We start from the raw sequence: 10,833 nt of genomic DNA, 5'->3' as shown, positions 1-10,833 counted from the left end.
AAGTGGGAGAGTAGGCCGCCGCCTTTTTTTTGAAGTCCCCTCATCATCAGATGAGGGGACTTTTTTTTTATACCATATCCAAAATAGGCACGCCCTTGGCGTGATGGATTGTCCAAAGTCAAACTCCAAAGTCTGGTTGCTTTGTGCAGCAGTCCTGTGCAACATAGTGCCATTGCCCAATTGATAAATTTAAGCATTGTCTCATGCTTTATTTTAAATAGGCTAATCAACAAATTAACCAATTTACCAAGCGCTTCAATCTTGCATTGTTTCATCGCTACATTAAACTATTGGCACCTTTATTCATTTCTATATCATTAGACTGTCTTTTTAAGGTACTGGTACTTTCCTCTTTTAAAGAATTCTCAATATTACATGCTCAATATTAAAATTAGGACAATGCTAATGTATGGCTTAACTCATTTTTTGATATATTGTATCTTCAAACTAAACTGTAAAAAATGAAAAATAATTTCGCTTACCTAATGTGTTTAATTCTAGGTCTTGGTATTTTAAATATATCCACCGCTCAAGTGGGGGATAGCAAGGAAGATGGAGGTTGGATTTCCCTCTTCAACGGTAAAAATTTGGACGGATGGAAAGTAGGGGAGAATGCCCATACCTTTTCGGTAGAAAATGGAGCTATTAAGGTAGCAGGACCTAAGGCGCATTTGTTTTATGTGGGTGATGTGGAAAACCATAATTTTGACAACTTCGAATTCAAAGCTACCGTTATGACCAAACCAGGCTCCAATTCAGGTATTTATATACATACCCGTTATCAAGAAGCCAGTTGGCCTGTATATGGTTATGAGGTACAGGTAAACAATTCCCAAGGGGATTGGAAACGTACCGGTAGTCTATATGATATAGTAAATGTAATTGAAACCTATGTTGGCGATGATGAATGGTATACGGAGTATATAAAAGTAGAAGGTAAAAGAATAATTATAAAAATAAATGATATTGTGGTTGTGGATTATACCGAACCTGAAAATCCTAAGCGTGATCCAGGGGAACGTCAGCATAGGGTGTTAAAGGGAGGAACCTTTGCCCTGCAAGGCCATGATCCGAAAAGTATTGTTTATTACAAGGATATCATGGTAAAACCTTTGCCATAAGCCAACAAATACTTTTAAAGAATGATTTTACCTAAATTAATAGCCAATTGTGTACGCTGTGCATTAATTGGTATGCTAGTTACGGGCTGCCAACAACAGCCTGAAAGTTCAAATCCCAGACCCAATGTTGTATTTATATTGGTTGATGATCTTGGTCTGGTAGACCTTGGTGTTACAGGCAGTAATTATTATGAGACACCAAATATAGATAAATTGGCCAAGGAGGGTATGGTGTTCACCCAGGGATACGCGGCCAGTCGTGTATGCAGTCCCTCTAGGGCCAGTATCATGACTGGAAAATTTACGGCAAGGCATGGTATTACGGATTGGATAGGAGCAGCTTCTGGAGAAGCATGGCGCTCCCACAACAGGCACGATAAATTGCTGCCTGCCGAATATGTACATAGCCTGCCTGCCAATGATGTGACACTTGCGGAAGCTTTTAAGAACGAAGGTTATAAAACCTTTTTTGCCGGAAAATGGCATTTAGGGGATGAGGGTTCCTATCCGGAAGATCATGGTTTTCAGCTTAATAAAGGAGGTTGGGATAAGGGAAGTCCCATTGGAGGCTATTTCTCACCTTGGAAGAACCCAAAATTGTCCAACAAGGAGAAAGGGGAAAATCTTAGCATGCGCTTGGGGAAGGAAACGGCCAGTTTCATTAGAAAACATAAAGATTCTACATTTTTTGCCTTTCTTTCGTTTTATGCTGTACACGGACCTATTCAAACTACTGAGGAAAAGTGGAACAAATATAGGGATAAAGCCCAGGCTCAGGGTTTGGCTGAAAAAGGATATAAAATGGAACGTGTCCTGCCCATAAGACAGGTGCAGGATAACCCGATATATGCCGGATTGGTAGAAAGTATGGATGAGGCAGTAGGAGTGGTGCTCAATGCCTTGAAGGAATCTGGCTTGGACGAAAATACAATAGTGGTCTTTACCTCTGATAACGGTGGAGTGGCGTCGGGAGACTCTTTTTCCACTAGCAACCTTCCCCTGAGAGGAGGAAAGGGATATCAGTGGGAAGGAGGTATAAGGGAACCTTATTTTATAAAGGTACCTTGGTTAAAAAATGGGGGATCCCAAAGCGATATCCCGGTAACTGGAGCCGATTTTTACCCCACGCTCTTGGATTTGGTGGGAGCCGAACTGTTGCCCCAACAACACAAGGACGGAATTAGCCTAAAACCAATTTTGGAAGGGGAACAACATAATGGGAATAGACCTTTGTATTGGCATTACCCACATTATGGGAACCAAGGGGGGAATCCTTCCTCTATTATTCGTGAAGGTAATTGGAAACTTATACACTATTGGGAAGACGGTAGCGAAGAACTCTATAATTTGGCCCTGGACGGAGGAGAGCAATTTAATGTGATCGATAAAAATCCTGGGGTAGCCAAAGATATGAGTGAAAAATTAATGGGCTGGCTGAATGAGGTTGGTGCCAAACTACCTGAAAAGGATCCTGAATATGATGCAGAATTGGCTGAAAAGCGACATAATACTATCGTTAATGATAAATGGCCAGCGCTGGAGGCACAACGTTTAAAATTTTTATCGGAAGATTTTCAACCCAATGAAGATTGGTGGGGGAGCAAAGTGACCGTAGATTAACTGTTTGTTTTTTATGGGATAGCCTGTGTTTTTCGGTAGTAGGTCCTCTTTTTTATAATATTATGGAGAAGGGAATTGGCACTACATCGGAGAAAATATAAATTAGACATTCAGCTTCTTCAATTTTAAAATATTATAAGCCCTTTGTAACTGTATTTCAACGGTTTAGAGGGCTTATGCTATTGACCCCTATTATCTCGCCTATACTTCTTGTTATATACATGTCTTCCATTTGATCTAAGCTCTCTAGTAAGGGCTGTAATACTTGTCTTCCATTGGAGGGGCAAAAGCTTACTAAGCACTGTGAATGTTGTTTGTATCCAGTTTTAAAAGTGTAGACTAATTAAAGTTTTTCATGTCTATAATAGCATTCCCTTCAGCCAGCTGCATTCAGGGTACTCAAGTGTTTTTTACTTCAAGTTTTCCGGAAACATAATGGCTTGGTTGCTTTTTAATGGATTGGCATTACTCTTGGTGTTATAAAAAATAAGGGCTATGTCCCAAGAAAAGGCTTCAGCCATTAAATGAAAGCCTGGTTCATGTTGGTACAACTTTTAAATGTGCTATTTCTACAAAATTTTCCAATAAAATATTAAAGGGTCTTTAATTTTTCTGCATGTCTAATGATAATGGCTTGGATTTAAATTATTTAAAATCAAGGGGTTAAGATCTTTCATTCCAAAAAGCAAGTTATGAGCAAATGATTGGGCGATATGAGCAAGATGTAGACTGGGCTCTCAAGGTATATTTGGTTACACTCATACGATGACCGGGTTGGTGTAGATAATTACAATGGAAGAATTAAAGCGTCCGTTGCTTTTTAAGCGGCAGCCTATGGTCTAGGAAAGTTTAATAACCAACAAGATTTCTTGAATAACTTAAAAACCTTAAAATGAAAGGAAAAAATGAACCAATGCGTGGTTCTAAACCCGCGCAAAAGGCACTATGGACCACATTTGTGTGCTCCATGGTCATGTTTCTTGCGAATGCCAAAACAGAGCTAAATGCGATTTTGGTACCTATAGAAACAATTTCAATTGACATTGGGCAACAAATAACTATAAATGGGGCCATCACGGATGCTGATGGTGTTCCCTTGCCTGGGGCCAATATAGTTGAAAAAGGTACAACCAATGGTGTTACGGCCGATTTTGATGGTAACTTTACTATTGGAGTGGCCAATGAAAATGCAATACTTGTTGTGTCTTACATTGGATATGCCACCAAGGAAATTCCCATAAATGGGCAAACCACTATTTCTGTTATGTTGGAAGAAAGTGCCGCAGGATTGGACGAGGTGGTCTTAATTGGGTATGGAACCCAAAAGAAAAGTGATTTAACCGGGGCAGTTGGTTCGGTTTCATCGGATGAGCTTCAAGAGCGTCCGGCAGCTTCACTTACCCAGTCCTTATCTGGAAAGATGCCAGGTGTTAGTGTCTCTATCAATTCAGGGAGACCGGGCGGAAAGTCAAATATAAGGATCCGTGGGAATTCTTCGGTAAGTTTGGCCAATGATCCCTTATATGTTGTAGATGGGGTTATCCTGGTATCTACTGGCCTTGCAAATAATAGTACTCCAATAGACTATATCAATCCAAATGATATTGCTTCGGTAGAAGTGTTAAAAGATGCTTCGGCAACTGCCATTTATGGATCTAGAGGGGCCAATGGGGTTATATTGGTCACAACCAAGAGAGGTAGTAAGTCGGGAGGGACAATCTCTTATGATAGCTACTACAGTTTGGGGACACTTGCCAAAAAAGTGGATGTACTTAATTCGGAGGAATTTCTGATGATTGAAGAGGTGGCCTACCAAAATGCAGAAAAATTTGACGCCGTTGGGTTTGCCAATGGTAAGTATACAGACCCTTTTTTAAAAAGAAACGACCCAAGATTGTTCGATAGTAATGGTGATCCCATTTATGATACGGACTGGCAAGATGAAGTTACCAGACCTGCTTTTACCCAAAATCACCAGTTGTCTTTTACGGGAGGAAACGAGAAAGGTAGCTATGGTGCCTTTCTGGGCTATATGAATGAAGAGGGTATTATGAAAGATTCTTGGTTAAAACGATACTCTGGACGATTCGTTTTTGATTCCAATATCACGGATTGGTTAAAAGTTGGTGGAAGCCTAAGCTATAACAATCAAAATGAAAGGGTAATCCATGGCTCTTGGGTAGGAAGAAATATGATTGAGAACATTCCTATAATTCCCGTAAAATATCCAGATGGAACATGGGCGAGCAATGCAGATTACCCTGGTATGGAAGGAGGGCCTAATCCGGTAAGAGTTGGGGAGGAGTACAAAAGGTATTTAAAAACAAATACTGTACTTGGAAACATATTTGCCAATGTTACTTTGATGAAAGGGTTGGATTTAAGAACGTCGTTGGGGATAAATAGCATAGATCAAAAAACAAATGAATATGCAGGTAGGGAGTTGAGTTTTATAGGAACCACCACCAACGGTTATGCCACAAGGTCGTTAAATGAGTACATGTCCTGGCAATTTGAAAATTACCTGACCTACCAGAAGGATATTGCTGAGATTCATTCGTTCACAGGGTTGTTGGGTATTTCTTGGCAACATGTAAATAGCTCCAATTTTAGCGCGGGTTCGGAAAACTTCTCTGACGATTTCTTTAGTTTTGATAATTTAGGGGCGGGTTCTGTTGTAAGAACGCCAAGTTCCAGTGCTTTTGCCTATGGTTTAAACTCTTATTTTGGACGAATAAATTATGGCTTGGATAATAAATATCTATTTACTGTTACAGGCCGTGTAGACGGATCCTCAAAGTTTGGAAAAACCAATAAATATGCTTTCTTCCCTTCTGCGGCCTTGGCCTGGAAAGTGTCAGAGGAAAATTTTCTCGTTGATTCTCCAGTTATTTCCAATCTTAAGTTGCGTACAAGTTACGGTGTAACCGGAAACTCCGAAATCCCGGCATATGGAGCTCTTTCTGGTCTAGGAAACTATGCCTATGTGGTAAATGATGCCATAGTAAATGGTATAGGTATTGATAGATTGGCGAACCCTAACTTACAATGGGAAAAAACAGAGCAAGTTGATGCGGGTGTAGAATTGGCGCTTTTTAATGGAAGAATTTCTATGGAAGCCGATGTTTACCGAAAATTGACATCCGATATGCTTTTAAATTCACCGGTGCCCACCAGTAGTGGCTATGCTTCTGTCTTTAGAAATATTGGTAGCATGGAAAATAAAGGGGTAGAATTTGCCTTGAATACCAAGAATATCATTAATACCGATTTTTCATGGGAAACCGATTTTAATATTGCTATGAACAAGAATAAGGTAGTGGCCCTTTCTGGAGGTAGTGATATCTTTTCCAGTCGTACTATAATACGGGAAGGGGAGCCGGTAGGTTCCTTCTTTGGATTGGTTCACCTAGGTACCTGGGGTACGGATGAGGAGGCCGAGGCTGCTAAATATTTTAGGTTGCCCGGTGACGTGAAAATTGAAGATAGAAACAATGACGGAGTTATCAATCAAGCAGACCGAACGATTATAGGGAAGGGAATACCCGATGGATATGGTAGTTTGACCAATACATTTCATTATAAGAATTTTGAATTGTTGATAGATCTGCAGTTCCAATATGGTAATGATATTATGTATATCACAACCCGCCCACAAGAAAACCGTCAAGGAATTGCAAATAGTTTGGCCACTGTCCTGGATGGGTGGACACCAGAAAACCAAGACACGCCAATTGCACAGTGGAGACCGGTATCGGCAGGATATGATAACTTGGATACATCCCATATGATTCAGGACGGGTCTTTTATTAGGGGGAGAAACCTCTTATTGGGTTACAACTTCTCAGCGGATATGGTAGATAAATTAAGTCTATCTAGGCTTAAAGTGTACGCTTCTACACAGAATTTCTTTGTAAGCACCAAATACCAAGGTTATGATCCGGAGGTGCAAACCAGTGACACAACCTTTGGTCAAGGAGAGGTTAATTTTGACCAATATCCTAAGCCAAGAGTATTTATGTTAGGGCTAAATGCATCCTTCTAATTAAAAAATGATTAAAATGAAAAATTCTATAAAAAACAAAATTGGTTTATTGTTATTGGTGTTTTCACTGGTCTTTGCAACTGGATGTTCCGATTTTCTTGAGGAAACAGATCCGTCAAATATTACTGCGGAGAGCTATTTTAAAACTGCTGAACATGCCGAGACCGCTATATATGCCATCTATTCTAGTTTAAGGTCCGTTAGGGGTGGGTCTTATGGCGGTAGTCCTTGGCTAATGCTGGAATTTGCAACGGGTATTGCAGAGAGCGACCTTGGACAGGCAGATAACAGTAATATAATTCGAAACCTGACCAATACCTCAGATAATGGTTACGGTAAGGTTTATTGGGATAGTAGTTATGAAGGCATAGCCAATGCTAATCTGGCAATAGCCAATATTCCGGATATTGCCATGGACGAAGCTAAGAAAAGCAAACTTTTGGGCGAGGCTAAGTTTCTACGGGCATATTATTATTACAACCTAGTGCGTATTTTTGGAAGTGTCCCACTCCTATTGGAACCCATAGATTTAGGTTCCGAAAACCTTTATGCTACTCAGGAAAGTGTAGAGAATATTTACAACGCCATAGTAGATGATCTTAACGCAGCTGAAATGTCCGGACTACCATTTAACGATACAACGGGAAGGGTTACTCTGGGAGCGGTTAAGTCCTTGCTGTCTAGCGTATACCTAACTATGGCCGGTTATCCGCTGCAAAAAGGTACCGAATACTTTCAAAAAGCCGCTGATAAGGCCAAAGAAGTAATTGATTCCGATGAATACAGTCTGTTTACGTCCTATGCTGATCTGCACGACCCAACAAAGAACAATATTGGCGAAAATATTTTTATGGTACAATATGAGGCTTTTGTAGATCCTTCAAACTGGCAGCCGTTGATTATACCTTATAACATGAATATTTCCGCTTATTCGGCCCAGACCGGGGCAATCTATGCAAATCAGGAATTTGTGCAGTCCTACGAGGATGGGGACAAAAGGGTAGAGGAAAAAGAATTCTATTATACTACCTATACCTCAAAATTTGACAGGGACGAGACCATAGTTTTGGGAGGTCACTTTTTGTATAAGCATTTTGATATAGTTGCTAATTTGGAAACGGCCAGCAGTGATCTTAATTGGGATTTAATCCGTTATGCCGAAGTACTTCTAATCTATGCCGAGGCTCAAAACGAGATTTCGGGTCCTACAACCGATACCGAGGAGGCTTTGAATAAAATTAGGCGAAGGGCTCAGCTTACAGAGTATTCCGGCTTATCCAAAGAGGAGTTTAGGGAAGCAGTATGGAAAGAAAAATGGCACGAACTTAGTTATGAAAACGTTACTTGGTTTGATATGGTTAGGTTAAGAAAGGTGTTTAATGTTACTACTGGAGGTTTTGATGATTTTGTTGGTCATACCTTTGTTTATGGCCCTCAACTTACAGAGCGGGAACTTTTATTCCCTATTCCTACCGATGAGTTGAGAAATAATGAAAATCTGGTTCAAAATCCAGGATACTAAGAAAGTTTGGAACTTGGATGGGAATGGTATAACTTGTTAGATTTTCTAAGGACCCTGCCCTGGCAATCCGTTGTAGTATGAACTCTATTAGTATTGCAGAGTTACGATATGTGGATTGTTGGGAATTGGATAAATAAGTACATTATAATTAAACTATAATAATCACGAAATGATTTTGAATCTATTCAACCTAAAAACGATCAGTGTTAACAAAAGGTGGCCTCAGCCAAAGGGTATTCACTTTTTTTTGAAACAAATTTTACAAACACTGCTGTTGTTGCTGTTAATTTCGCCTTTGGTTTTAGATGCCCAAAATGCTGCTAAGAAAAAGCCCAATGTAATAATTGTTATCACAGATGATCAAGGGATGGGCGATTTGGGCTGCTACGGTAACCCTTATATAAAAACACCTAATATTGATGAGTTTTATAAGGAATCTGTCCGTTTTACCAATTTTCATGTGTCTACGACCTGTGCACCCACCAGAGGGGCCATAATGACTGGTAGGCATACCAATAGGATAAACGTTTTTCATACCATTACTGGGCGTTCCCTGCTTTTTGAGGACGAAGTTATTTTACCTCAAGTATTGGCTCAAAATGGATATACCAACGGTATGTTCGGAAAATGGCACTTGGGTGACAATTACCCATACCGGCCAGAAGACAGGGGCTTCCATGAGGTAGTTCGACATGGTGGGGGCGGAATCACCCAAGGACCTGATTATTGGGGGAACGATTATTTTGACGATACATACTGGCACAACGGAGAAACACAAAAATATAAAGGTTACTGTACAGATGTTTTCTTCTCGGAAGCTATGGATTTTATAGAAGAAAATAAGGACGACCCTTTTTTCTGTTATATCGCAACCAATGCACCACATGGCCCATTAAATCTGCCCAAGGAATATTTGGATATGTACAAGGGTGTAAAAGGTCTTGAAGAGCGATATCAGCGCTTTTACGGTATGATTACGAATATCGATGATAATTTTAAGCTGTTGCAGGAGAAATTGGATGAATTAAAGATAGCGGATAATACTATTGTGGTTTTTATGACCGATAATGGCACGGCTGGTGGAAATAAGGTTTTTGATGCCGGTTTACGGGGTGGAAAAGGTAGTGAATACGAGGGAGGTCATAGAGTACCCCTGTTTATTCGTTGGCCCGATGGAAAACTTACAGGAGGAAAGGATATAGGGAAACTGGCAGCCGCCTATGATATGTTGCCCACTTTTGTAGATTTGTTGGACCTAGACTTTAACCCGGTAAAACCTTTGGACGGAACAAGTTTAAAACCCCTATTATATAATCAGGCCGATAATTGGCCGAATAGAACATTGTATATAGATACCCAAAGATTACAAAATTTGGTCAAGTACAGGGAATATACCGTAATGGATGACAATTGGAGATTTGTAAACGGTAATGAACTGTATAACATGAACACTGATAGGAGTCAAACTAAAAATGTAATAGACGAACATCCCGAGGTGGTTGAAAAACTGGCAGAGGGTTATGAAAGATGGTGGCAATCATTTATGGATGAAGGGGTAAATGAACGTTATGCCTACATAAAAGTGGGATCGTCAAAAGAGAACCCAAGTCGGATTTCCGCACATGATATGCTAACGGGAAAATTTAATGGTATGTGGCATCAATACGGGGCGGTAAATGCAGTGCAGGCCACCGGAAGATGGAAAATAGAATTTGTTGAAGATGGGGAATATAAAATTAGCCTATGCAGATTTCCTAGGGAAAGCGGATTGGGGATCAATGAAACATTTCCAGCACAGGAAAAAATTATAGAGCTGGACAGGACCATGCCAGCAAGTGTGAAATCAGATTTTGAAAAGGCTTATTTATATGTGGCAGACCTTGAAAAATCGGCAAAAGTTGAGCCTGGCCAAAAAGAAGTATCCTTTACGGCCAAAATTTATGCGGGAAAATATGACATGGAAGCACAGTTAATAGATAAGGACAATAGGGTGCATCCTGCATATTATGTTTATATTGAGAAACTTTAATCTAAAAATATCTTAAGTTATTCATAGAAAGAAGAAACACCCAACCTTATTCTTGATGGTCAATAATCAGGCTGGGGGATATATTTTATATAACCCTTCCATTGATCACCATCCTAATTTGGAGGACATGACCTCCAAATTAGGATGGTGATTATTTTATTTGGCGACGGTGGTCGGCTGCTCAACTCCTGAAAGAGTAGGTGGGCATCTCTCGTGATAGGCGATTAGTAATGACCATGGCGGCCATATGAAGTTCGATGTAATTACGATAAGGGAATGGTGAAAGAGGTGGGCTGCCCTGCGGGCTATTTCGGCAAATGGCATTTGGGAACCATATTTTATATACGTGATTTTGCTAAAAATGAATACATATCCGGAGAGTGATTTTTGTAAAACAGCCGCTTTTTTCTATATCACTGTCTTGATTTTGGCCAATAAATAATAGGTAAGGAACTAGAAATCTAGAGGTTAAGGAATAACTTTCAATAAAATGGTA

6 protein-coding genes are annotated in these 10,833 nt (G+C 40.0%); 5 read left to right on the top strand and 1 reads right to left on the bottom strand.

Features of this window, described 5'->3' with window-relative positions; genetic code table 11:
• Window positions 1-197, bottom strand: a 197-nt coding sequence (locus EHW67_RS20795) for a hypothetical protein (RefSeq protein ID WP_238389952.1), incomplete at its 3' end; no start/stop codon positions are given.
• Window positions 198-461: 264 nt separating this feature from the next.
• Here EHW67_RS20795 and EHW67_RS14950 point away from each other — a divergent pair.
• The 5 genes from EHW67_RS14950 (at window position 462) to EHW67_RS14930 (ending at window position 10,337) form a co-directional block, all read left to right on the top strand.
• Window positions 462-1,121, top strand: coding sequence for a 3-keto-disaccharide hydrolase (locus EHW67_RS14950; protein WP_126163182.1), 660 nt, complete (start codon window positions 462-464; stop codon window positions 1,119-1,121).
• Between the two features lie 21 nt (window positions 1,122-1,142).
• Window positions 1,143-2,741: a sulfatase gene (locus EHW67_RS14945; protein ID WP_126163181.1), complete on the top strand. Its 1,599-nt coding sequence runs from the start codon at window positions 1,143-1,145 to the stop codon at window positions 2,739-2,741.
• 892 nt (window positions 2,742-3,633) lie between these two features.
• Window positions 3,634-6,786: a SusC/RagA family TonB-linked outer membrane protein gene (locus EHW67_RS14940; RefSeq protein ID WP_126163180.1), complete on the top strand. Its 3,153-nt coding sequence runs from the start codon at window positions 3,634-3,636 to the stop codon at window positions 6,784-6,786.
• 16 nt (window positions 6,787-6,802) lie between these two features.
• Window positions 6,803-8,308 carry a RagB/SusD family nutrient uptake outer membrane protein gene (locus EHW67_RS14935; protein ID WP_126163179.1) on the top strand — a complete coding sequence of 502 codons (1,506 nt, stop codon included), beginning with the start codon at window positions 6,803-6,805 and terminating at the stop codon, window positions 8,306-8,308.
• A 247-nt stretch (window positions 8,309-8,555) separates the two neighbouring features.
• A complete protein-coding gene (locus tag EHW67_RS14930; RefSeq protein ID WP_202911986.1) occupies window positions 8,556-10,337 on the top strand; it encodes an arylsulfatase in 1,782 nt (593 codons plus the stop codon).
• Window positions 10,338-10,833: the final 496 nt, after the last annotated feature.

This window comes from Arenibacter aquaticus (genome assembly GCF_003957295.1).
GTDB lineage: Bacteria > Bacteroidota > Bacteroidia > Flavobacteriales > Flavobacteriaceae > Arenibacter > Arenibacter aquaticus.
The sequence above is the reverse complement of the archived record's forward strand: the minus strand, read 5'-3'. Positions and strand labels throughout refer to the sequence as shown.